At 59.3% G+C, this 24431-nt stretch carries 21 protein-coding genes and 1 pseudogene; 17 read left to right on the forward strand and 5 right to left on the reverse strand.

Annotation, left to right across the window (positions count from 1 at the left end):
* Window positions 1–605: 605 nt before the first annotated feature.
* Both L7A15_RS09005 and L7A15_RS09010 read right to left on the reverse strand, forming a co-directional pair.
* Window positions 606–1919 (reverse strand): polysaccharide deacetylase family protein, encoded by a 1314-nt coding sequence (locus tag L7A15_RS09005; protein WP_237208434.1) that lies wholly within the window; start codon window positions 1917–1919, stop codon window positions 606–608.
* 135 nt (window positions 1920–2054) lie between these two features.
* Window positions 2055–2585 (reverse strand): MarR family winged helix-turn-helix transcriptional regulator, encoded by a 531-nt coding sequence (locus L7A15_RS09010; RefSeq protein ID WP_237188782.1) that lies wholly within the window; start codon window positions 2583–2585, stop codon window positions 2055–2057.
* A gap of 366 nt (window positions 2586–2951) precedes the next feature.
* On the opposite strand from L7A15_RS09010, the gene nhaA (L7A15_RS09015) reads away from it, so the two are divergent.
* From nhaA (L7A15_RS09015) to L7A15_RS09055, 9 genes are all read left to right on the forward strand, one after another.
* The gene (gene nhaA / locus L7A15_RS09015) at window positions 2952–4301 is read left to right on the forward strand and encodes a Na+/H+ antiporter NhaA (RefSeq protein ID WP_237188781.1); all 1350 of its coding nucleotides are present in this window, start codon (window positions 2952–2954) and stop codon (window positions 4299–4301) included.
* Between the two features lie 215 nt (window positions 4302–4516).
* On the forward strand, window positions 4517–5875 hold the full coding sequence (nhaA, locus tag L7A15_RS09020; protein ID WP_237208433.1) for a Na+/H+ antiporter NhaA: 1359 nt from the start codon (window positions 4517–4519) through the stop codon (window positions 5873–5875).
* A 304-nt stretch (window positions 5876–6179) separates the two neighbouring features.
* Window positions 6180–7730: an alanine/glycine:cation symporter family protein gene (locus L7A15_RS09025; protein WP_237208432.1), complete on the forward strand. Its 1551-nt coding sequence runs from the start codon at window positions 6180–6182 to the stop codon at window positions 7728–7730.
* Between the two features lie 235 nt (window positions 7731–7965).
* Window positions 7966–9468 carry an APC family permease gene (locus L7A15_RS09030; RefSeq protein WP_237208431.1) on the forward strand — a complete coding sequence of 501 codons (1503 nt, stop codon included), beginning with the start codon at window positions 7966–7968 and terminating at the stop codon, window positions 9466–9468.
* A gap of 473 nt (window positions 9469–9941) precedes the next feature.
* Window positions 9942–10415, forward strand: a complete 474-nt coding sequence (locus L7A15_RS09035) for a hypothetical protein (RefSeq protein ID WP_237208430.1) — start codon at window positions 9942–9944, stop codon at window positions 10413–10415.
* Window positions 10416–10576: 161 nt separating this feature from the next.
* Complete coding sequence (locus tag L7A15_RS09040) at window positions 10577–13000, forward strand: 5'-nucleotidase C-terminal domain-containing protein (protein ID WP_237208429.1); 2424 nt, start codon at window positions 10577–10579, stop codon at window positions 12998–13000.
* 103 nt (window positions 13001–13103) lie between these two features.
* Complete coding sequence (locus tag L7A15_RS09045) at window positions 13104–13397, forward strand: PLDc N-terminal domain-containing protein (protein ID WP_237201405.1); 294 nt, start codon at window positions 13104–13106, stop codon at window positions 13395–13397.
* 37 nt (window positions 13398–13434) lie between these two features.
* On the forward strand, window positions 13435–14511 hold the full coding sequence (locus L7A15_RS09050; protein ID WP_237208428.1) for an NAD(P)-dependent alcohol dehydrogenase: 1077 nt from the start codon (window positions 13435–13437) through the stop codon (window positions 14509–14511).
* 142 nt (window positions 14512–14653) lie between these two features.
* Window positions 14654–15583, forward strand: a complete 930-nt coding sequence (locus L7A15_RS09055) for a DUF808 domain-containing protein (protein WP_237208427.1) — start codon at window positions 14654–14656, stop codon at window positions 15581–15583.
* An 85-nt stretch (window positions 15584–15668) separates the two neighbouring features.
* On the opposite strand, the gene L7A15_RS09060 is transcribed toward L7A15_RS09055, so the two are convergent.
* From L7A15_RS09060 to L7A15_RS09070, 3 genes are all read right to left on the reverse strand, one after another.
* Window positions 15669–17963, reverse strand: a complete 2295-nt coding sequence (locus L7A15_RS09060) for an exo-alpha-sialidase (RefSeq protein ID WP_237208426.1) — start codon at window positions 17961–17963, stop codon at window positions 15669–15671.
* 372 nt (window positions 17964–18335) lie between these two features.
* Window positions 18336–19481, reverse strand: a complete 1146-nt coding sequence (locus L7A15_RS09065; protein ID WP_237212439.1) for a tyrosine-type recombinase/integrase — start codon at window positions 19479–19481, stop codon at window positions 18336–18338.
* Between the two features lie 2 nt (window positions 19482–19483).
* Window positions 19484–20134 carry a helix-turn-helix domain-containing protein gene (locus L7A15_RS09070; RefSeq protein WP_237212441.1) on the reverse strand — a complete coding sequence of 217 codons (651 nt, stop codon included), beginning with the start codon at window positions 20132–20134 and terminating at the stop codon, window positions 19484–19486.
* A 99-nt stretch (window positions 20135–20233) separates the two neighbouring features.
* Between L7A15_RS09070 and L7A15_RS09075 the strand changes: the two genes are divergently transcribed.
* The 8 genes and pseudogenes from L7A15_RS09075 to L7A15_RS09105 all read left to right on the forward strand — a co-directional run bounded on the left by L7A15_RS09075 (window position 20234) and on the right by L7A15_RS09105 (window position 23968).
* Window positions 20234–20470 (forward strand): helix-turn-helix transcriptional regulator, encoded by a 237-nt coding sequence (locus tag L7A15_RS09075; RefSeq protein WP_237212443.1) that lies wholly within the window; start codon window positions 20234–20236, stop codon window positions 20468–20470.
* A 117-nt stretch (window positions 20471–20587) separates the two neighbouring features.
* The gene (locus L7A15_RS09080) at window positions 20588–20866 is read left to right on the forward strand and encodes a hypothetical protein (RefSeq protein ID WP_237212445.1); all 279 of its coding nucleotides are present in this window, start codon (window positions 20588–20590) and stop codon (window positions 20864–20866) included.
* Window positions 20866–21138: a hypothetical protein gene (locus tag L7A15_RS09085; protein WP_237212447.1), complete on the forward strand. Its 273-nt coding sequence runs from the start codon at window positions 20866–20868 to the stop codon at window positions 21136–21138. Before L7A15_RS09080 ends, L7A15_RS09085 begins: the two co-directional genes overlap by 1 nt.
* Window positions 21139–21154: 16 nt before the next feature.
* A complete protein-coding gene (locus L7A15_RS09090; RefSeq protein WP_237212449.1) occupies window positions 21155–21514 on the forward strand; it encodes a hypothetical protein in 360 nt (119 codons plus the stop codon).
* 59 nt (window positions 21515–21573) lie between these two features.
* On the forward strand, window positions 21574–22293 hold the full coding sequence (locus L7A15_RS09095; RefSeq protein WP_237212451.1) for a hypothetical protein: 720 nt from the start codon (window positions 21574–21576) through the stop codon (window positions 22291–22293).
* A gap of 335 nt (window positions 22294–22628) precedes the next feature.
* A complete protein-coding gene (locus L7A15_RS09100) occupies window positions 22629–23084 on the forward strand; it encodes a hypothetical protein (RefSeq protein ID WP_237212453.1) in 456 nt (151 codons plus the stop codon).
* Window positions 23085–23275: 191 nt separating this feature from the next.
* Window positions 23276–23452 (forward strand): annotated as a pseudogene (locus L7A15_RS10800) (helix-turn-helix domain-containing protein); the annotation flags it as partial.
* A 24-nt stretch (window positions 23453–23476) separates the two neighbouring features.
* Window positions 23477–23968 (forward strand): hypothetical protein, encoded by a 492-nt coding sequence (locus L7A15_RS09105; protein WP_237212456.1) that lies wholly within the window; start codon window positions 23477–23479, stop codon window positions 23966–23968.
* The last annotated feature ends 463 nt before the right edge of the window (window positions 23969–24431 follow it).

Raw genomic sequence — 24431 nt, forward strand, 5'->3', positions numbered from 1 at the left:
GTCCCCTTGTTTTGCCACGGGCAAAACGGGGTGGGTGGGTAGGGTCAGGACGCCCCCGCCCCGGGTTATGCACAGCTTTCCACTTAAACCTTGGGAAAGTTATCCACAGGTGGGGATAAATCTGGGGATATTCGAATTACACGGGTGGGAGTTTCGAGTCTAGCCCCTGGTGTGCCCCCGATAATGAAGCTCTTTTCGATGGGGAGGTTCGAAAATACACGGGTGTTGTTCGAAAATAACACGGGTGTCACTTATCCACCGCTGTGGATAAAACCTGTGGATAAGCCCCTTTAAAGGGGGTAATCCACCTATCTTGAAGCTCTTTTCAGGCAGTTTACCCACACCCACCCCATCTTTTCCCCGCTTTAAGTGGAAATTGTTCACAGAGTTATCCACAGGTGAGGATAAACCCGCAGTCAGCCCCACCGCCGAAGCCCTTGAAAGCCGAGTATGGGCGTCCTGACCCCCCATTTTGACCGCCAGATAAGCCCACATGCGCTCATGCACCGCTTTTGGCACCTGTCTTTAAAAGAAACAGGACTTATCCACGCTGTGGATAAGTCCTGTGCATAACTCCTGTGTATCGCCCCAAGAAGACTCAGGTCTTAATGGGAGTGCTTCTGGTGGCCCCTCAGGCTGGGACGGTTGTAATCCACCACCTGGGTAACGTCCATGAACTCGTTCAAGAGGGTTTCCTTGCCGTCCAGGGCGTACTTGAAGCGGATGCCATCCAAATTGATGCGGGCCTGGCGGTGGTATTCAGGGTAGAGCTGGGCCCAACCGATCGTGGAGGCATCCACGTTAAAGAAGGTGTTGAAACCGTAGCTTGAGAGGGTCTGCCACTTAGGGCCTTCGTACTTGCCCAGCCCTGCAATGTCTGACCCGAAGGGGTAAATCAGCAGGTTGGTGTCACCGACGATAGGGCGGACCTCGGCGTCCCACTTGCGGGCGTCCTCAGCAAGGTCTGCGGGGGTGATTTCACCGTAGGCGGGGTGACCCCAGGAGTGGGAGGCGATGCGCCAGCCGTCGGCCTTGAGGGCGTCAGCGACCTCGGTTGCTTTCTGAATATCAGCTTCACGGGTCTTGGAATCGGGGTATTCGAGGGCGCTGGTGCGGTAGCCGAAGACCCCGTTGTAGCCGGTCACTGCCAGAATCCCCTTAGACCCCTTGTAGGAGAAGTCGGGGTTTTCTGCAACGAACCGGTCAACGATGGGAACCATATCGAAGTCGCCGACTTCCTCGCGGCCGTCGGGGTGCTTGTAGGTGGCCTTAACCTCGCCGTTCTCATTGAGGGTGAGGTTGGTGGCGAAGCCGTCCCCTTCCATGAATTCGTAGTAGTTGGGGTCGTCCTGGGAGAGCACGAGGGGCTTCTTACCGGCGGGCAGGTAGATGTCCTGGTAGGTCATGACCCCGTTGACGGGGGCTGAAATGTATTCGGGGTTGATGAGGACGTAGCCCCTAGCGTGCAGCTGTTCGAGGATTGCTTCGAACTCTTCGACGCTGACCATGTAGTCGTCGTAACCGGCTTCGGTGTATTCGCCGTCGTAGGCAAGAGAGGTATCGACGATGAGGGAGTGGACGAAGACGTGGGCGATCTTTGAGTTGTCTTCCCAGAGGACGGCGGAGTCCTTGGCTTTCTGGATGGTGGCGCGGGCGGTGTCGACGGCTTCGCCGGTGAGACCGTCTAGCTTTTTGAGGGCGCCGGTGTAGTCGTAGGAGGCGGCTAGGGCGTTTGCTTCTTCGACGGCGATGTCTTCGGGGCTGCGGGTGGGGGTGGGGCTTGCGCTGGCCGTAGCGTCGGGGGGTGAGGTCTCGGAGGCCGTATTAGCGGGGGCGCCGCACCCTGCCAGGACGGCGAGGGTGAGGGTTGATAGGGCAAGGGCTGTGGTGGTGCGGGCAGCAAAAGCTCGGAGTTTCATAGATGGTACCTGGTGGTTAAGTGCAAAGTGTGTCCTACCAGGCTACTAAAATGCTACAGGCTTAGCTATGTTGTTTTGCAGGGTGGGCCCGCGCAGGGAGATGTTTTATCCCCTGCCTTACCCAGGCAGGGCGTCCTATGAAGAGGTAGCGGGGGCGTCGTCTTCGAGGGTGGCGTGGGAGACGGTGATGATGGAGCTGGGTTTGTCACCGAGCACGGATTCGCCAATTTTGGCCAGGGAAGTGACCTGGCGGGTGTTGAGGTGGTCGAAGATGATGTTGCGGACGGCTTCGACGTGGCCGGGGGCGGCTTCTTGGACCTTTTCGAGACCGGCGGGGAGCAGGTGGCAGATGGAGACGCGGCGGTCCTTGGCCCAGACGGAGCGTTCAACATATTCGTCTTGTTCGAGGCGGGTGACGACGCGGGAGAGACGCGGCAGGAGGGTGTTGGTTTGGCGAGCCAGCTCTGTCATGGTGAGCTTCTGCTCGGGGGCTTCGGAGAGCATGGCGAGCACCATGTATTCGACGAAGCTGAGGTTTGAGTCCCTGTTGAGCTGGCCTTCAAGCTGGCCGGGCAGGTTGAACATGATGGATGAGATGAAGAGCCAGGCTTCGCGTTCGGTTTCGTTCAGCCAGCGGGGTTCGGAATGTGCGGGGGTGGGGCTCATGGTGTGTGCTCGTGGTTCTCTATGGGACTAGGTTCGAGGATAGGAGTGGTGAAAGCCTGTGCGACGGGCTCCTTCTCCACCTCCCTATTCTATGCCCTTGAGAAGTTGATATGTAAATAGTTTCCGTCCTACCTGTTGAGAATGTCGGGAACATGCCCCCTTGGGCCCACCTGTACTAGAATTCCACCCCACCCATTTGATAAGCTGGGTTACTAAGGTGTGCCGGGAAGTCTGGTCGGCCCGCCAACCCAACCCCGCATCTACCGGCTGGCACCGGGTAGCCGACGCGAGCGCGTCCGGCCCCTCAGCCCCCATGCGGTCAGGCGGGTGGCGGTTACGCAAGAAACACGACCCCGAAGGCCTCGAATGTCCTCAAACAACACCGTCCTGTCGCGCGGATCCTACAAGGAATCCCAGCGCATCTCCGAAATCCTTTCCAAGGAATCAACCGGTGGCATCATCCTGCTAGTTGCTACGGTTGCCGCCCTCATCTTCGCCAACTCAGCTGCCGCCGAGCACTACTTCGGCCTGCGCGACACCTACCTGGGAACCTACATCGGCGATCTGAAGCTGAAACTTTCCATCGGGCATTGGGCTGCGGACGGCCTACTGGCGGTTTTCTTCTTCCTGGTAGGGCTTGAGCTGAAGAAGGAATTTGTTGAGGGTGACCTGCGGAATCCCGGCAAGGCCCTGGTGCCTATTGTGGCTGCCGCTGGTGGCGTGGCCCTGCCCGCGATTATTTACACCGTCGTGAACCTTTCCGGGAGTGCTGAGGCCCGCGGGGGCTGGGCTATCCCCGCAGCTACCGACATTGCCTTCGCGGTGGCCGTCCTCGCCGTCATTGGCTCCCACCTGCCCAGCGCCCTACGCACCTTCTTGCTGACCCTGGCTGTGGTTGATGACCTAATCGCGATTACCATCATTGCCCTCTTCTACACCACTGATTTGAAGGTCGGCTACCTGGCGCTCTCCCTTATCCCGATTGCCCTCTACGCCCTGGTGGCCCGCAAGGGGGAGAAGCTCTTCCACCTCTCCCCCGCCGCGGCCTGGTTCATCCTGCTGCCTATTGGTTTTGTGGTTTGGGCCTTGTTCCTTAACTCCGGTATTCACGCCACTATCGCGGGCGTCATTCTGGCCTTTATGATTCCAGTGCGTAAGAATAAGCGCACTGAGGCAGCTGATGCCCACCACGGCCTGGCTGAGGTCATGGAGCACCGGATCCGTCCTTTCTCTGCCGGTTTCTGCGTGCCCGTTTTTGCTTTCTTCTCAGCCGGTGTTGCTATCGGCGGTGTCCAGGGCTTTATTGACGCGGTGACTGAGCCGATTGCTTACGGCATTATTGCGGCGCTTATTTTCGGCAAGATGATCGGCATTACTGCTTCTACCTGGCTGGTGACCCGTCTGCGTCACGCCAATCTTGACCCTGATATTAAGTGGATTGACGTTGTGGGTGTGGCCACCCTGGCCGGTATCGGTTTCACGGTTTCCCTGCTGATTGCTGAGCTGTCTTTCGGCCTGGGGTCTGATTACAATGACGCGGCTAAGGTTGCTATTTTGACGGCGTCGGTGAGTGCGGCGCTGCTGGGTGCTGTGATTCTCTCGGTCCGCAATAAGCACTACAAGGCTGTTGCTCTCAAGGAATCTGTGGACGAGAACGCCGACGGGATCCCCGACGTCTTCACGGACAATACGGACGCACCCCGCCCCGGCGTCTAGCGTCCCCGGCAGGTACCATTTAAATCGGAAAAACCCACCTGACTGGTGGGTTTTTCCGATTTAAATGGTACCTACTCCTTTTGCTGGCCGGACGGACGTCAGCGGCACCCTTCCGCATACCAGGTGAGATAAGCAGGGCTAAAGCAAATCTAAAGGAGCATAATGGGAACTAAAGAAGAGAAAACACTCGACCTCTACAACCTATAAGGAGGGGCATGTCCACCGAGCCTCACCAGGAAGCCCTCTTTTCCCGCGGATCCTACGCTGAAACCAGCCGCATATCAGAAATTATGCGAAAGGAATCAGTTGGTGGTTTCATCCTGCTCGTCGCCACCGTAGCAGCCATCGTCCTAGCTAACACCCAGGCGGCCCACTTCTACGAGGGTATTCGAGATACCGAACTCGGGTTCAACATCCCTGGCTTTAGCCACCTGATGATGAACGTCCACCTCTGGGCGGCCGACGGTCTGCTCACCCTCTTTTTCTTCCTCACAGGCCTGGAGCTGAAGAAAGAATTCGTGGTGGGCGACCTACGCGACCCCGGCAAGGCCATTGTGCCTGTCGCAGCTGCTTTCGGCGGCGCCATGACCCCGGCCATCATCTACTTCGCCATCAACCACGGCAACGAAACAGCAGTCCACGGCTGGGCTATCCCCGCCGCCACCGATATCGCCTTTGCGGTGGCCGTCCTGGCCGGTGTTGGCACCTTCCTACCCGCCGCCCTGCGCACCTTCCTGCTCACCCTGGCCGTCGTCGATGACCTGATTGCCATCGTCATTATCGCCCTCTTCTACACCAGCAACTTCCACGCCTGGTACCTCATCTTCTCAATTATTCCCATTGGGCTATATTTCTGGTTGACCCACAAGCACGAACGTTTCTTCCACGAGAAAAAATGGGCCGCCTGGGTCATCCTGCTGCCCCTGGGCCTCATCACCTGGGCCCTCTTCCTCGAATCCGGTATCCACGCCACTATCGCCGGCGTCATTCTGGGCTTCTGCGTGCCCGTCCGCATGACAGCCCAGGCCAAGCAGGCCGACGCCCACGCCTCCCTCGCCGAGACCCTGGAACACCGCCTGCGTCCGCTCTCTACCGGCTTCTGCGTCCCCGTCTTTGCCTTCTTCTCCGCTGGCGTCGCCATCGGCGGCTGGGACGGCCTCAAGACAGCCCTCGCCGACTCGGTTGCTATCGGCATTATGGTCGGCCTGGTGCTGGGCAAGACCATCGGCATTACCGGCACCACCTGGCTCATCACCCGCTTCCGCGGCGTCAACCTTGACCCTGACATCAAGTGGATCGACGTCATCGGCCTGGCTGTCACCGGCGGTATCGGCTTCACCGTCTCCATGCTGGTTGCCGAGCTCTCCTTTGAAACCGGCTCCCTGCACACCGAAGACGCCAAAATCGGCATTATGATCGGTTCCCTACTGGCAGCGATTCTCGGCGCAATCATCCTCTCCGCCCGCAATAAGCACTACAAGGCTGTTGCCATCAAGGAATCTGTGGACGAGAACGCCGACGGGATCCCCGACGTCTTCACCGACAACACGGACGCACCCCGCCCCGGCATCTAACGTCCGCCCCCCGCTCCCGGAAAGGACCATTTAAATCGGAAAAACCCACCTGACTGGTGGGTTTTTCCGATTTAGATGGTACCTATCCCCTTAAAGCAGCCAAGAAAATCAAAATCACAGTGCCTAAACTTTGCACCACAGCAACCAAGCTGTGACAATTACCCCTATGTGTTCACCGCCCCCATACCGGTGACCCCACGCCCCATCTGCCTACCGTGCCGCAGACCAGGGGCCCACCAAGCGCAGCCGACACCCACCCCCAACCCCGGGAATCGACCTGCCCTTTCAACGATTTGGAGCACGCATGGATTTTCTGCTCAACGCAGTGCACTGGATTAACGAATCCACCGCCGGGGCAACCGAGATCGTCACCGGCATCTCAGACTTCCTCTGGGCCAACTTCCTCATGTACGCCCTGGTAGCCGTAGGCCTAGGCATCACCATCGCCACCCGCGGCGTCCAGTTCCGCCTCATCGGCGAAATGTTCCGCACCCTCAAGGACCCGGCAGGCACCGAGTACAACGGCAAGAAGAGCATCTCCGCCTTCCGCGCCTTCACCGTCTCCGCCGCCTCCCGCGTCGGCGTCGGCAACATCGTTGGCGTCGCCATGGCCATCACCATGGGCGGCCCCGGCGCCGTCTTCTGGATGTGGGTTATCGCCTCCGTCGGCGCCGCATCCGCCTTCGCAGAATCCCTGCTCGGCCAGCTCTACAAGCGCAAGGGTGAAGACTCCTACATCGGCGGCCCCGCCTACTACATGTCACGCGGCCTGAACGCCCGCTGGCTAGGCCTCATCTTCGTCGCCTTCATCGTCATCACCTACGCCTTCGTCTTCGTCGCCGTACAAACCAACGCTATCGTCGGCGCAACCGCCACCTCCTTCGGCATTGACGCCTCAGACCCCAGCGCCATGGGCTTCCGCGTCGCCATCGGCGTTGTCATCGCAGTGATTTCAGCCTTCATCATCTTCGGCGGCATCCGCACCATCTCCTCCGTCACCGAAATCATGGTGCCCTTCATGGCCGTGCTCTACCTGATCCTGGGCCTGATTATCGTCGTCATGAACCTGGGTGCTATCCCCGGCGTCCTGGCAGACATCTTCGCAGGTGCCTTCGGCATCCGTGAATTCGTCACCGGTACCCTGATCGGCGTCATCACCCAGGGTATGCGCCGCGGCCTGCTCTCCAACGAGGCAGGTATGGGTACCGCCCCCAACGCCGGTGCGACTGCGTCCGTCTCCCACCCCGCCAAGCAGGGCTTCGTGCAGGCTCTGGGTGTCTACTTCGACACCATGCTGGTCTGCTCCGTTACCGCCTTCATCGTGCTGGTAGCCGGCGACGTCCCCTACGGCGACAAGAGCTCCGCAGGTACCCTCACCCAGGTTGCGCTCTCAAGCCAGCTGGGCCCCTGGGCGGTTCACTTCCTGACCGTAGCTATCGCCCTCTTCGCCTTCTCCTCCATCATCGGCAACTACTACTACGGTGAGTCCAACATCCGGTTCGTCACCGAGAAGCACCTGCCCATGAACATCTTCCGCGCCATCGTGATCCTGTTCGTGTTCTTCGGTGCTATTGCCTCCATCGACCTGCTGTGGAACCTGGCCGACCTACTCAACGGCGGCATGGTCATCGTCAACCTGGCAGCTGTCTGCCTGCTCATGCCGCAGGTGATGAAGGTGCTCCGCAACTACGAGGCCCAGCGCAAGGCCGGCCTCGAACCGGTTTTCCAGGCCGCCGACCTACCCGAAATCAAGAACCTGGACGCCTGGGACGGCACCGACGAGCTGACCCAGCGCTCCTACTGGGAGGATTTCGACCGCGAGCAGGCTGAAAAGCGTGCCGCCCGCGGTAAGTAACCCCTACCCTTCAGGTAGAAATACTTCCAGGACGCCCCCGCCCCGGCTTCTCACAGTCAGGGCGGGGGCGTCCTTTTTCATGCAGAGGAAAGGCAGGCCTATACTGAAAGCTGTTCTTAACCACCACCCGAGGTGCTCTAGCTGCCCCCTGCCACTCAATCTGCGCCCCCCTCCCCTGGGCCGGGGCGCCGAAGGGGCGCGAGCGCCTCACCGCAGAGGATGATCTTTAGCGACAATGACCAACGACTTCCGCCACAAAGGCCTCGCCGAAGGGCGCCTGGGGCTGGCTTCTTCAACCGTCATCGGGGTAGCGTCAACCGCCCCCATGTATTCACTGGCTGCCTCAATCGGCTTTATTGTCATAGCCGTGGGCTACCAAGCCCCTATCGCCCTGATTTTGGGTTTTATTCCTATGTTGTTGACGGCCCTCTCCTATAAGGAGTTGAATGAGGCGGTGCCGGATTCGGGTACGGTCTTCACCTGGGGCGCTAAGGCTTTTGGGCCGAAGACCGGCTGGATTTCTGGCTGGGGCGTTATTGTGGCGGGTGTGATTGCTATGGCTAATCAGACCCAGATTGCGGCGATCTATTTCTGGTTGCTGCTGGGGCAGGACGACCTGGCCCACAACAAGCACGTTATTGTGGCAACCGGGGTTCTGGTGATTGCCCTAACCACCTGGATTTCCTACCGCAATATTGAGGCTGGTTCGCTAACCCAATGGCTGCTGGTCGGTATTCAGTACGTGGCGATTGTGCTGCTGGCGCTGGGCGTTTTTAACTCCCTGGCGTCGGGGGCTGTAACCGGCTTTGAGTTTGAGGCCAGCTGGTTTAACCCCTTTGAGGCGAGTTTTGACGGCATGATTCAGGCCGTGCTGATTGCTATTTTCATCTACTGGGGCTGGGATACCTGCCTGGCGATTGCCGAGGAAACCAAGGATCCGCACCGCACCCCGGGCCGCGCGGCCGTCCTTTCTAGCTCTATTTTGGTGGTCACCTATGTGTTTGTGACCGTGGTGGCCCTAATGTATGCAGGTGCCGGTTCGGGTGGGATTGGCCTGGCTAATCCCGATAATTCGGACGACGTCTTCACCCCCTTTAAGGACGCCGCCTTGGGCTCCTGGGGTTGGGTTATTATTCTGGCGGTGGCTGTGTCTGCCCTGGCGACCTGCCAGACTACGATCCTGCCGTCCTCCCGCGGTATTTTCGCTATGGCGATTTATAAGTCAATCCCGGCTAAGTTTGGCGACGTTCACCCCAAGTTCAAGACCCCTAGGACCTCCACTGTTTATATGGGTGTCTGCTCGGCTCTTTTCTACGCGGGCATGACCTATATCAGCGAAAATATGCTGGCCGATACGATTGAGGCGGCCAGTGTGGCTGTGGCCCTGTACTACGCGGTGACGTCCTTCGCCTGCATCAAGTACTACCGGGGCGATATTTTCACGAGCGCCCGCAATGTGGTGTTCCGCCTTGTCATTCCGGCAACGGGCGGTATTATGATGACCGCTATTTTGGTTATTTCGCTCTACAACATGGCTGACCCTGAGTACGGTTACACCCAGATGCTGGGCACCAGTGGTGTCTTTGTGACGGCGGTGGCCTCCTTCGTGATTGGCTTCGGCCTGATGGCCCTGCTGATGGGGCAGAAGGAGTTCAAGCCCTTCTTCCGGGGGGAGACTCTGAACATGGATACCCGGGTGAAGGTTCCTGAGTCTGCCGACTTGGACGAACTGGCCTAGTCTAGTTTTTTCCAACAATTTTCTGAATATTCATTCAAAGAACCCCACCTCCCTGTTTATGCAGGTCAAGGTGGGGTTCTTCGCGAAAGGGTGAGATGACATGCCCAAATACCCAGCCCTGGAGCTGCTCTCGCATAGAAATTTCTCAGCCTAAACTGGCATACTATACAGAGCAGGTGCAACAAAGTTTGGGTTGTTGGCCTGCGATTTTCAGAGTATGAGTGTGTTTCAATTTTTATTTCGTCTCTGATAGCTACCCGCAGGGGTGTGGGTAGCGTTTTGAAATGGAGGTAGGCCCCCTGGGAAGGGCCGGCCTCCATTTCGCTTTTAACAGCCCCGGCGCTTATGTGCCGGAAACCTTCATATGTGTGGGCTTTGCCGTTACATATGAAGGTTTCCGGAACATGTTCCGGATATGCCGGTTGTGTGGGGCGGGTACAGTAGAGGGGTATACCCGGCGTCCGAGGAGAATCATGGCTATCGACCCCCAGAACACCCAGATCAAGGAAACCGCTTTTGCCCTGGCCCGTAAGTTCGGGTGGGCCCTCGAATACAACGGCGGTTTAGAGCTTGACGGGGAGTTCCTCGACGACGCCGACCTCTCGCTAGAGCGCACAGAGGACGGGGTGCAGGTCGAGTACGTCCTCAACATCAGCTACGCAGACACCACCGCCTACGGCTACACCCTAACCCGGGAGGCCTCAGCGGCCCCTCAGTTTGGTGGCACGTTCAGCGCCGGGAACGCCTTGGGCACCCTGGGGCAGGACGGCGCCGCCCCGGCCCCGGCACCTGCCGGGAGTTCATTTGGGTTGGGTTCCTTCTCCACCGGGGGGCTGCCGGGTGAAAACGCGGTGACCCTGGCTGAAAAGTACTACATCACCACCCTGGCTGACCTCATTGAGGCAGTAGAAGCCAAGCTGACCGCCGTCCTGAATGTAGGTAGTTAGCCCCAGAAGTAGGTGTCTCAGCACCTACCGGTGGGACTAAGTACCGCCCCTTACCGGCGGGAATCTTTCACCTCAAAGTCACTGTAAAGAAAGCCAAGGGCCACCCTGACGGGATATTCTGGTGTGTGGAACGCCCCATCAGTACACACGAAAGAACGAGCATGACCACTCCCCTGTCACGCCGTCTTGCGGGTATTACCGCAACCGGTGCCACCGTCCTGGCTCTCGTCGTCGCCCCTATTCCCGGGGCTGGCGCAGCCGGGTCCACCACGCTGACCCTCCTGAACATCAATGACTTCCACGGCCGCATTTCATCCAGCATTGCTATGGGCCTGGCTAACACCATTCAAACTGAACGCGCTGCTGCCCCCGGTGGGTCTTTGCTGTTGTCAGCGGGCGATAACGTCGGTGCTTCCCTGTATGTCTCAAGTGTGCAGAAGGACGCCCCCACCCTGGCTTACCTGAACGCTTTGGGGTTGGCTGCGAGCGCCGTCGGTAACCATGAGTTCGATGCTGGTTTGGACGACCTGACCAACCGCATTATTCCTGGCTCTTCTTTCGCTTACCTGGGTGCGAACGTCGTCAAGGCTGACGGCACCCCGGCCCTGCAGCCCTATTACACCACTGAGGTTGACGGTGTCACCGTTGCTGTGATTGGTGCCGTGACCACCGAAACCCCGCAGCTGACTGATCCCTCCCAGCTGGCGTCAGTAACTTTCACCGATCCGGTGGAGGCTGTGAATAAGTACGCCGCGCAGCTGTCTGATGGTGACGCTACCAATGGTGAAGCTGATGTGATTATCGCTGAGTACCACGAGGGTGTTGATACGGCGAATCCGGCCTCTGATGCGCTTGTCAGCAAGACCAGTGCCGCTGTTGACGTGATTTTCACCGGCCACACCCACGCTGAGTACACCCTGGACGGCGCTGTTCCCGGCCAGCCCGGCAAGACCCGCCCGGTTGTGCAGACCGGTAACTACGGTAATAACCTGGGTAAGGTGCAGTTGACCGTGGACGCAAACGGTGAGGTTACTGCCTACACCTCGTCTCTGGTGCCCCGTATGAGTGCCCCGACCGATGAGCAGATTGCGGCTGATCCCGTGTTGGCTAAGGTTAACACCATCGTTAACGATGCTAATGCGTATGCAACTGAGCAGGGTTCTGTTGTGGTTGGTGAGATTACCGGCCCTATTACTACTGGTTGGGATTCTGCGAAGGAGTCCCAGGGTGGTTTCGATAACCGTAATTTTGAGTCCACCTTGGGCCACCTGGTGGCTGACATGTACCTGGCTGCAGCTAATTCAACCGGCCGTACTCCTGCTGATATTGGTATTGTGAACCCCGGTGGTCTGCGCGATGAGCTGCCTGGTGGCCTGCGCACCAGCCTCGATTTGGCGGCTAATAAAAACGTGCGGGTAATGGATATCGTCAACACCGCCCCCTTCGCTAATAACCTGTGGACTACTGAACTGACCGGTGCCCAGCTTAAGGCTGTTTTGGAGGAGCAGTGGCAGGTTACTTCAAGCGGTGAGATTGCTTCCCGCCCCTACCTACAGCTGGGGTTCTCGTCGAATGTCACCTACACCTACACTGGTTCTGCTGATGCTGAGGGTCACGCTACCCGGGGCTCTAATATCAGGGACGTCTTCGTGAACGGCAAGAAGGTCGCTGATACCGATACCTTCACGGTGGCGATTCCTAGCTTCCTGCTGGGTGGTGGCGATAATTTCGGCACCCTGGCTCAGGGCGCTAACGCTAAGGACACCGCCCTGGTTGATTCCGACGCTTTCATCACTTATTTCCGTGATGCCCAGGTGGTTAAGCCTAACTACGCCAAGCAGGCGGTGCGGGTTGCTGATTTGGCTCCGTCCTACGATGTGAACGGCACCTTGGCTTTCACCCTGTCTGATTTGAACGTCAAGAGCTTCGGCGCTCCTGCCTTGGCTTCTCTGACCGTGAAGGTTGGCGAGGTTGAGGTTGGCACCGTTGAGGTGAAGGACGGCGTGGCTGCGGTTTCTCTGGACCTGGCTGGTCAGGGTATTGCTAACGGCCAGCATGAGATTACTCTGGTTGATCCTAGCGGTAACACTGGCACTGTTGTTCGTCTGAGCGCTGAGTTCACCGGTGCTGCTGCGACTGCTGAGCCTACTGCAACACCGACTGCTGAGCCCACTGCGGCTCCTTCTGCTGAGCCGACTGTTGAGCCTTCAGCGGGTGCGACTGCCGAGCCTACTGGTGCCCCGTCTGAGTCTGCGGTAGCTGCCCCTAGCGCGTCCGCTACCCCCTTTGAGTACAAGAACTGTGCGGCTGTCTGGGAGGATTTGGGCCGACCCATTAAGTCTGATGAGAAGGGCTTCCATCAGGGCCTGGACGCTAATAACAATGGTGTGGGTTGCGAGTCTGATCCCAACTACACCAATAAGGCTGAGGATGGCAGCAAGATTTCTGCTTCCTCTGGCTCTTCTACCCGTGGCCCCCTTCACCTGGCTGAGACCGGTACTGCTATAGGTGTGGTTGCTGGTGCCGGTGCGCTGGCCCTGGTTGCTGGTGGCCTGGCCTTGGTTGCCCGTCGCCGCAAGGCATAGCCGGTAGCGCATATAGGCTAGTTAGCTCATTGTTAGAGGGCGGGTGCCCCTCCTGTGCTGGAGGGGCACCCGCCCTTGTTCGTCCTCGCTTAGGATGGTAGGTATGACTTTTCTTTTCTCGGGTTCAGTGGCTTCGGACGCAGCTGTCCTCCTTGCTGAGGCGGGACAGGCGGGTGGGGCGTCGACGTCCTTGTTTGGCTGGTTTTTTTACCCGGTGCTTTTCGTGTCCTTGGGTTTGGCCCTGTACTGTGTGTTGACGATTCACCGTCAGGCCCACCTGACTGAGGTTCAGAAGCTCAAGTGGCTGCTGTTTACGCTTTTTGTGCCGGTGGTGGGCCCGGTGGCCTACTGGCTGCGACTGCGGGCTGACCGCAAGGAGCGATCAGGCGTAGAGTAGGGGGTACACAGACCCCTATGAACCCGAGGAGAAACCAGTGAGCTACACCGTCAAGGCCCTGCAGAAGTTTGGCCCCGACCAGCATTTCAAGGTCACTGAGATTGAGCGCCGTGACCCGCGTGAAGATGATGTGGTGATTAAGATTGAGGCGGCAGGTATCTGCCATTCTGATCTTCACACGATTCATAACGAGTGGGGCCCGGCTAAGTTCCCCCTGGCGGTGGGCCATGAGATTGCGGGCACGGTGGAGGCTGTTGGCTCGGCTGTCACCAAGTTCGCTGTGGGTGACCGCGTGGGTGTTGGCTGCCTGGTCAATTCCTGCCGGGAGTGTGAGCAGTGCGCCGCCGGTTTTGAGAATAACTGCCTGAACGGGGCGGTGGGCACCTACAATTCCCTGGACCGTGACGGCACCGTCACCCAGGGCGGGTACTCGCAGAAAATTACCGTCAATGAGAACTTTGTGGTGCGGATTCCGGACGCCTTGGAGTTTGATGTGGCCGCTCCCCTGCTGTGCGCCGGTATCACCACCTACTCGCCCCTGGCCCGCTGGGGCGTGAAGCCCGGTATGAAGGTAGCCGTCATGGGCCTGGGCGGCCTGGGGCACATGGGCGTGCAGATCGCTGCCGCCATGGGCGCTGAGGTCACGGTGCTTTCCCGCAGCCTAAAGAAGGCGGACGCCGCCGCCCAGCTGGGTGCCGTCCGCACCCTGGCCACCACCGAGGAGGGCTTCTTTGAGGCCCACCGGGGTGAGTTTGACCTGATCCTCAATACTATTTCAGCCCCGATTGACCTGGATTCTTACCTGACCCTGCTCAAGCCCCGAGGGATTCTCTCCGTGGTGGGCCTGCCCCCGGAGGCCCTGGAGATCCACATGAACCGTCTGATTGGTGGCGGTAAGGTCCTGACCGGTAACAACATCGGCGGTATTCCCGAGACCCAGGAGATGCTGGACTTCTGCGCTGAGCACGGCATTGCGGCAGTCATTGAAAAGATTGGGGTGGACGAGGTGGACGCCGCCTACGAGCGTGTTGTGGCCGGGGACGTCCAGTTCCGCGTGGTCATTGATACCTCAACCTTCGACACCGCCGAGGTCACCGCCGAGGTCACCGCCTAAGCCGCCCCGGCCCCCGTCCTCACCTCCCTGAGCCCCGCCTTAGACCCCGCCTGCCAAAGTGTGCGCGGGGTCTACGCGCCAGAGAGGGGCGGGGGCAGTATTCTTAGGAAGAAACACAACCCTTTTCCTTGAGGAGATTTCTATGGCCGGTGGTTTAGCGGCTCTACTGGATGACGTTGCGGCTCTAGCCAAGCTGGCAGCGGCAAGTACTGATGATATTGCGGCTGCGGCAGGCCGGGCGAGCGTCAAGGCTGCCGGTGTGGTCGTGGACGACGCTGCCGTCACCCCCCAGTATGTTCAGGGTATTGAGCCCAAGCGGGAACTTCCCATCATTAAGAAAATTGCGGTGGGCTCCCTGCGGAATAAGCTGCTTTTCATCCTGCCGGCGGCCCTGCTGCTGAGCCAGTACCTGCCCTGGATGCTGACCCCCCTGCTCATGCTGGGCGGCACCTACCTCTGCTTTGAGGGGGCCGAGAAGGTCCTGGAGCTGTTCTCCAAGAACAAGCACGAGGAGCATGACACCCCGGCTGTGATTGAGGGTGAGGACGCCGAGAAGAAGGTAGTCTCTGGGGCTGTTCGTACCGACTTCATTTTGAGTGCCGAAATCATGGTGATTGCCCTGAATGAGGTTGCCTCTGAGGGTTTCTGGTCGCGGGCTATCATCCTGGCCGTGGTGGGTATCGGTATCACCGTGCTGGTGTACGGGGCTGTGGGCCTGCTGGTCAAGATGGATGATATTGGCCTGGCGATGGCCCGTCGGGAATCTGCCGGGGCTCAGAAGTTCGGCCTGGGCTTGGTCAAGGCCATGCCTGTGGTGATGAACGTGATTTCTGTGGTGGGTACTTTCGCCATGCTCTGGGTGGGTGGCCACATTATTCTGGTGGGCCTGTATGACATGCACTGGTGGACTGCACCGTACGCCTTTGTTCACCATCTGGAGCACTATGTTGAGCACCTGGGTGGTTTTGTGACCTGGCTGGTCAATACCTTCTGCTCTATGGTGGTGGGCCTGATTTGGGGTGGCGTTATTGCAACCGCTGTTCATTTCCTGCCCGGCAAGAAGCACCACTAGGTTTTTCTGGTCTGAGGACGCACGCCGCCCCTCTCCTTGTGAGAGGGGCGGCGTTTTTCGTGGGCTGGTTGCTGGCCAGCCGGGGTTAGGGCAGGGGGATTCTTTGCCCCTCAAGGGTGACGCGCACCGGGGTTCCTGAGCCGCTGGTTTCAAAGGTGGCTGAGGGCTGGAAGTAGCCGCGGTCGAGGTCGGCCTGGGTGATGGTGTGGGTGGCGGTACGGCAGGTGTAGCGGGCCCCGGCGGCCAGCCCGCGCCAGCGGCAGTTGGGGGAGGACGTCGTGAAGAAGCCGGTTTCAAGGCTTCCCTCTACCGGGGTGACTGTGAAGGCTCTAGAGCCGGTGTTGGCGATGGTGAAGCTGTAGCTGATCCGGTCACCGGGTGCGTAGTTAGTGGCGGGGTTGGTGTGGTAACCGGTGACGGTGATGGGGCCGGTAACCTCTTTGAGTTTGATGGGTTCACCCTCGTAGGTGCTTGTTCCGACCTTGGTGCGGTCCAGGGTGGATACTGCCTCCATTATCAAGCGGGGGTAGAAGTAGCCGCGGTCGAGGTCGGCCTGGGTGATGGTGTGGGTGGCGGTGCGGCAGGTGTAGCGGGCCCCGGAGTCCAGTCCGCGCCAGCGGCAGTTGGCGGTGCTGGTGGTGAGGAAGCCGGTGTCGAAGGTGCTCTCGCGAGGGATGACGTCCACGGTTTCGCCGGTCGTGTTAGTGACGCGGAAGGTGTAGGTAAGCTTGTCGCCGACCCGGTAGGGGTTGGTGGTGATGTTGCGGGCGGGGGCGGTGCCATCGCTGATGGTGACGGCGAAGGGGACGTCCTGGCTCGTGCGGGTTGCGGGGATCAGGGCGCGGGATTGTTTGCCGTCGGTGGCGGTGAAGACTGCTTCAGCTTCCCCCTGGGTCATGGTTGAGCTGGCGCTGACCTGGATTTTAACGGTGGCGCTGCTGCCCGGGGCGATGGTGGGGACGGGAACGGTCGGTGCGGTGAAGCCTGCGGCGTCGTTGATGGTGAGGGTGCCGCTGATGGGGGTGGCTTCTTGGTTGGTGATGGTGACGGGCACGGTTTGGGTGCTCTGGTTGGCCCCGTAGCTGATGGCGGGGGCTGTCATGGGGGCGCAGACGGTGTTGAGCCAGGTGGTGTCGAAGGTGGCGTAGCGGATGTCTGCCCCATAGTTGACCTCGTAGAGGACGCCGTAGCGTCCGTTGCCGAGGGCGGTTCCGCTGGAGTAGGCTGCGGTGCCGCTGCGGATTTGGCGGATTCCGGGCCAGGTTTCCCCGTTGTCGCAGGAGACGCGGGCGGTGAGGTTGACGCGGTCGGTGTTGGCCTTGTTGTTGGTGTTGGTGAAGATGAGTTTTTTGGCGTCGGCGCTTCCGGCGGGGGCGTCGGGGTACATGCGGAAGATGGAGGCGTTGTTTTTGGGGTCGGCGAGTTCGGTGTCGAGGGTTACCGGGCCGTAGGTGACGCCGCCGTCGGTGGAGATGGCGGTTTTGCGGGCTCCTGAGAAGGTGGCATCGCGGGAGTTGAGCATGACCCGGCCGTCGGAGAGCTCTACGACCTTGTTTTCGTCCATTTTTGTGCCGGTGTAGGCGCCGCGTTTCCAGGTGGTGCCGTGGTCGTCGGAGTAGAGGGCGTAGGCCTGGGTGGTTTCGGTGCCGTCGGCCTGTTTGACCCTGCCGGTGAACTGCTGGATCAGGCGGCCCTTGTGGGTGCCGTAGCGTAGCTGGATTCCTTCGCCGGAGGTGGCAAACATGCCGCGGACGTCCCCGGGTTGGGGGTTGGTTTTGTTGCTGCCGGGTTTGGCGATGGGGGTGATGTCGCGGGGGGCGCTCCAGGTGAGGCCGCCGTCGGTGGATTGGGTGATGACGGCACCGATGATGGTGCGGTCGGTGGCGGTGGAGTTGCCGTAGGTGCTGCTGACGTATCCGGCGTCCTGGGAGTAGACCAGGAAGGCGAAGAGGGTGCCGGTTTCACGGTCGTAGACGAAGGAGGGGTCTGAGTAGCCGTATCGGGGGCTGGTGGCGGTGGCTAGCTGGCCGCGGGCAATGTAGGTGACGGGCCCCCAGGTAGCGCCATTGTCGGTGGAGCGGCGCATGACGACGGAGTTGGGGTTGGGGGCGTCGATGGCCCCGTTGGGGCGGGAGTCCCAGGCGGCCACGAGGACGCCCTTACCGAGGTTGGTCAGGGCTGGGATCCGGTTGCTTTTGGCCCCGTCGATGAGCTGGTTGGCGATGTTTTGTTCGGTGTAGCTGCCGGGGGCGCTGGTGGCGTTCAGGACGGGGGCGGGGGCAGCGTCTGCCTCGGGCAGGACGGTGAGGCCGAGGGTAGCTAGGGGGAGGGCTACCAGTAGGGCTGCTGCTTTTTTCAAAGAGGTGTATGAAGTTTTCATGTGTGTGTTTCCTGGTGGGGGCGGTTGTGGGGGCAACCGTTTGTGTCCGGTCAACAAGCCTACCCCGCCCCGGCTGGGCCGTCCACATGCCGGCCAGCACCTGCTCGCCCAAGAACATCTCCCGGGGTGGGACACACTTTTTGTCCTATAACCCGGTATTTACGTGGCGGGGCCGTTTTCAGGCACGAAAAAACCCGCCCCCTCTAGCTCTCACTAGGGGAAACGGGTTTTTCTCCACTGTGCGCAAGGGGGGACTTGAACCCCTGTAAGCCCCCTAGTCAGACCCCAATAAACTGCCCTGACTAGGAATAATGATTGCAAGGGTTTACACAAAATTACTGCATTTTGGTGCCTATTTTTGTCAGATTTTTGTCAAGAAAGACCAAGGCCACCCGGGGCCGCAGCCGCCCTATAAGCCGCGTCCATAGCGTCCGCCACGCTATCCACCTGTTCCTCGAACAAGTCCGCGTACACATCAAGGGTCATAGCCGCAGACTTGTGCCCCAACATTCTTTGAACCAGGGGCACCGGCGCACCCGAAGCCACCGCGAAAGACGCAGCAGAGTGCCGCAAATCGTGCGGGGTAATCTTCTTCTCAACACCTGCCGCAGCCAGAGCGCGGACGAACCAGCCGTTATAACTGTGGGGGTGCTTTAGATACCCGCCGCCGTGCTTATGGGTGAACACACTAGCCTCTCCCACCTTGTCCTTACACGCTGCCCGCAGATGGGGGGCAATGAATTGGGGGAATGGCACCAGCCGCGCTTTACCGCTTTTAGGGGCCTTATCCTCGTAGCGTCCACCGTCCTCAACTAGGTTGCGTTCAATACTCAACCGGCACCGCTCGAAGTCCACATGTTTTACCTGTAGCCCCACAGCTTCGCCCCACCGTATGCCGGTATAGGCCAGCACATAGACGAGTTCAGGATACTCAGCATGTTTTGCAAGGGCCGCTACTTCCTCATGGGTTAGGTAGACGTTTCGCCGTGGCTGTTTTCGCGGGAGCTTCACACCCCGGGCCGGGTTGGTGAGTAGTCGCTTGTCTTTCACCGCGTCATCTAGAACCCCGGCCAGAATCTCATGACACCGTATCGTGATAGACGCGCCCACCGCTGGCCGCCCGGTTGTCGTGGTGCCGTTTTGCAGGTCTGATACCCACATCTCAACCTCTGTAGGGAGGATAGTTTTTAGGACGCGATCACCCCACACGGGGGCCACATGAATACGCCACGCTGATTCTAGTTTGCGGTAGGAGCTAGCGGCGAGCGCAGTTTCTTTTTTACTCAGCCACGCCGGGGCCAGTTCGCCTACCTTGGCGCGGGAGTCTGAGGGGGTCACATACTCGTTGCGAGAAACGGCGACCTCAACACCGCTCATGAACTGTTGGGCTTCTGCCTTGGTCTTGAACCCTGCCTTGCTCGTCCACTTGTCTTTGTCGTTCTTGTAGTAGACGCGCCACCGGGTGCGCTGCCGCTCTGTGCCTTTCCCCTCTGCTAGGTATTTATGAATCGAAGCCATGATTACACCTCTGGCCCCTCATGCGAGTTTGTTTCTGAAACAAGAGGGGGAAACAGCTGGCTATCACGCCCCACAGCACGAACGCCCCATAGCAGTTCTAGCAGTTCCGCCTCTGTTATCTGGGATATGTCATCAAGGTTCACTGCGCCGCTATCTACAAGCGCGTAGTTCTCGCCCGCTTCAAACCAACGCCGCCCCGCCTGGGCAAGAACCTCAGAAATCTCATGGCTTTTCAGTGAAAGCGCTGTAAGGGTAGGTACTTTTAATCTGGAGTCTCTGGCAGACGTATACAAATATCTCGCCGCCCAATATGCGCTTAGATACTCATGCAGGCCGTTTGAAATCTCGTTAGCTCTAGAGGTTAAGACTAGTAAGGCGTTTTCCAAGTCCTCAACATAGCCACTTTCGTAGAAAGCTCCCTGCAAGCGGGTTACGTTAATACCAAAAAGCTGAGACAGCATAACCGCTTCATCAAATTTGAGAGAGCGCTTGCCCTCTTCTATCCGCTTTATTGTCATTGCATGAAAAGCGCTCCCGTCCCCACCGGCCACGTCATTTAGCCGCCTGGCAAGCTCATTCTGCGACCAGTCTTTTGACTGCCTTAAAGCTCGTATGCGCTCACCTGTTCGTGCTGCAAAATCTTCCCTATCCATACCACCAGGTTACAACCTCTTGCACACAATGCAAACGTCATGTATGTTGTGAATAGATACAGAATGTTATGGACTTTGTAACATGAGGTGAAAGCAATTATGGCCCACAACCCGAACACCCCAAACCTGGACACCCCTGCCCTTGCTCAACGCCTAGGGGTAACAGTTTCAGCAATCACCACTCGCCGCAGCAAGGGCGGCGACTTGCCCCCGTCATTCAAGGTGGGCCGCAATATCCGCTATCGGCTCGAAGATGTAGAGCGCTGGGAGCGGGAACAGGTAGAGAAAGAAACCGCCCGCCGTGCCGCAGCAGCCCAGCAGACGGCCACCGCTTAAAAGAATTGCCCCGACCGCTCACCAAAGAGCAGCCGGGGCAGGAAGAAAAAGACCGCGCTACCAGCTCGACCAAAAGCGAGCGCGGCAACCAGAAACACGAAAGGAAGAAAGCCCGTCATGCCTAGCGTTACTCAGTCTATCACCGGCCCGCACATCTTCACCGGCCTACTTGAAGAGCCACCCGGCCCGCGCCGTCTGTTGCACTACTACAGCCCTAAAGCGCCGTTTGCCCCGGCCCTTTGTGGTGAGAGCGCCCCGGCTGGTAGCTGGGCTTCTGTCCCGAACGGTGACGCTGTGACCGTGGCCGGTTATCCGCTCTATGAGGTGTGCCCCGCCTGTCAGGTGCGCTTCTCTGCCCTGACCTCTGGCTCTATTCAGGACGGGGGCGCTCGATAATGCCCGCCGTTGCACATCTAGCCGCGCTCGCAGACCCCCCGGCTCAACAGTCCCGCCGTAAAAGGCCCACCCGCAGGGCAGACACCGCCCGGTTCTACTCCCCCGACCAGCTGCACGAACTCACCGGAATACCAAAGGGCACCCTAGCCCAGTGGCGACACAAAAAGTTCATGTTCGACTACCACCGCATAGGGAGCCACGTTCTCTACGACCGGGAGCATGTGGAGCAGGTTCTAGCCCAGCACATCATCACCGCTAACGCCGACTACTAGAAAGGACACCCGGCCTATGACCCTTACCCGTGATACTCCCACCAGCACCGCAGCCGACACCTATGCGGCCCGCTGGTTCCGCGAAATGAAAATAGCCGCCCTAGAAAAGTTGCTCAGTGGCGAACCTCTGACAGCTGACCACCTGCACACCGTGGGCTTAGAGCCGCCCAGCCGCTTTTATTGGGGCGCGGTGATGAAGCAACCAGAGATAAGGGCCGTAGCTCGCCCAGCTTTTGCGGGTTGGGTGCAGTCCCCTCGCACTGGTGGGACGGTGCGGGTGTGGGAGCTGAAACCCGGCAAGAGCCAGGACGCGGCCCAGATACTCAAGGCCCTGAAAGAGTCCCGCACCGCAGGCGAGCAGGCGAACGCCGTATAAGTCGCCTAGGCCCAGTTGGACGAACCCGAAGCCAGCAACTAATTAAGGAGAACCCCAAAATGACCACCACAGCCCTGACCCCTGACACCCTCGACAACCTAACCGCGCTCGCAGGCACCGAACCCACAACCAGCTACCTTGCTTATGAGGTTCACCCGGACGGCGGCGTGTTTATCCCGCAGCAGATAGCCCTAGAGGTGCCGCGCCCCCTCTTTGAGTCCCTAGCCCTGAATATCCACCGGGGCACCCTCGAAGCCCGGCCCGCAGCAGAAGAGAGCGACTACTACGAGCAGTACACCCTAGCCGCCGATAAGGTACCGGGGAACTTTGAAAGCGAGCTGCACCATGACCGGGACACCAACACTGTGACCGCAACCTACACCGTTCATGCGCCTATGTACCTGACCGGGGAGGCGGTGAGCGAGTACCTGAAAATGCTTCATCAGGTGATTGACCGTATGGACGCGCTGACAGACCGTGACCGCCCGGTGAACGCAGCGGCTCACCTGCTGGAAGCTGCCGACCGTATCGAAGAGTACGCCGTCAAAACAGACTCAGAGAACTGGGCAGATGTTGCCGCGCACCTGTTCGCCCAGTACCTCGTTATCTTCTCAGCCCGGGAGTACGAGTGCGATTACACCCCTGTGGAGCACCTGGAGGACGCGTTGTTATCTGAGGACGATTACACGGCCTTAGAGGACGCGGGGGTTATCGCGCCGGGGCGTGATGATTCGGGAAACCTCTCGTCCTACCACCTGAGCTTGTTCGCCGGGGACTAACCGCCCGGCCCCAATAAGAGATGTGCCCCGTCCCCTGTAGCGTCTGGACAACGAAAACTACAGCAGGGGCCGGGGCAGAAGATATACACGAAAGCCAGCGAGAGCCGACACCGGCCCCAACTGGATAAAGGCCCCACCCCCTGTATGAGCCTGGAAAACTGAAGCAGGGGCCGGGGCAAGGATATACACGAAAGCCAGCGAGCGCCGACACCGGCCCCAACTGGATAAAGGCCCCACCCCCTGCACGGTCTGGAAAACTAACGCAGGGGCCGGGGCGGTAAATATACACGAAAGCCAGCGAGCGCCCCCCTCAACCAGTAAGGAGAAAACCCACCATGACCACCACCGAACACCCTGCCCCCTTGCCTGCGGGCTACCGCCTGAAAAATGCCAGTCCCGCAGCAGAGGACGCGCTTCATGTAGCTAATCACTGGGAATCTGATTATCTCACCGCTTGGATCTACCGTTCCCCTTACTCACCAGCAGGTGCGCCTACCACTGACATGGCCTATATCGACATAGCTGCCGACGAGTACACCCTCGAAGAGGTACGCGCCCTTGTCGATGAACTCACCAGCTGGTTGCACGCCGTAGAGTCAGGCGAACGCTACCCAGAGATACGCGGCTATGACCCCGCCCAGGTTATCCACCTAACCCGCCCCACCCCTAGAGCGCCCTTATGTGGTGCTGTGCTACCTGCTGATTACCGCATAAACCGCGCCGCCCCCGTGTGCCCTAGCTGCCAGGATATGCACGCCCCTGCCCCAACAGGCCAGCCCACCAACGCCTAACCCCCACTTGTTGCCCCCCCTTGCCCTCATTGGCCCGTTTGTTGTGGGGGCGCTCGCCGCCCGGTGGTCAGCAAGGGCGCGGCTGGAATGATTGAACTGAGAGAACGGATAAGGCCCCCATGTACAGAGAGCAAGTTCTGGAGAAGTACGAGAAAGACCCAAACGAAGTAATCTTCAGTCCCTATTACCGCATGACGCTTGCTCGGGCTGTGCGCTCACTGACCGGCGTTGAAAAGACGGTGCTCAGTTTCATTGTTGAGTCAAGCGACCCATATAAAGGCGGGGCTAGTTGGCTCTCACAGAGCAAAATAGCAAGGGAGATAGGGGCAAGCCGTGCCACGGTGAACAGTGCTTATAAAAAGTTCCTTGCACGGGGTCTTATTAGCGACAGTATGGGCGATTTAGCTGAGATGTATCGTCAAGCGCCAACCCGTGGGGAATCATCATCAACATGTTTGGTCTATCTGAACTTCTACGCCTTGATAGAGCAGAGTGCCCCCGACTGGTGCGAGATACCCGCCGCCCCTGCTGTGCTTACTGACCCGGTAGCAGATAATGGAGCAGACGATACAGTGTACTCAGGTGAGGTTATCGACCCGACCCCGCAGCCACCCGCCGCCCCTGCTGGTCTTGGTGCCACCCAACCGGCTCTAACTGCCCCGCCCCTAGCTCACCTACGCACTACCCCCGCAGACGAAGAGCAAGCCGGGAGCACTCAGCCCGCCCCTGCTGCTCACCTGGCCCTTGCAGGCCCCACCAGCACGGCGAGCGCCACCAAGGAAAGCCCCACACGTTCGAAGTGGGCAAGCCAGAATGAGGAAGAGAACAGGCAACAGCAGCTTGCCCGGTTAGAAGAGATAATGAAAGCGGAGCAGTCCGCCTAGCCCCCCCTTTTTTTCGTGCTCTCTGGTGGATAAAGCGCCCCTGCTGGTGACGGTGTGGGGCGCTTTGTGCTGCCCTCTTATGGCTGGCCGGTGTGCCCATACCCGCCGGGCACCAGTACGCCGCCTAGCACCTGCGCCCACCAGTTACCCGCGCCCTCGTTTACAGGTTCTCAGGTATGCCGCCGCGCTCGCTGCCCGGCGTTGGTGGGGCTATCATCTGGTGTCAGGTTTTGCGCTACACTTTCGCCCGATGTGTCAGCAAAAACCCGCGCCCCTGTATTGAAACAAGACAGGGGGGTGTATTGAAATTAGACACCCCCTGTACTGAAATTAGACACCCCCTGTATCGGTTCGATACACCCCCTGTACTGAAATTAGACACCCCCGCCATTTTGAGAGGTGTCAGTTTTGCACCCTGTATTGAAACGAGACACCCCCTGTATCGGTTCGATACACCCCCTGT

This window comes from Rothia nasimurium (assembly GCF_928391935.1).
GTDB classification, from domain to species: Bacteria; Actinomycetota; Actinomycetes; order Actinomycetales; family Micrococcaceae; genus Rothia; species Rothia nasimurium_D.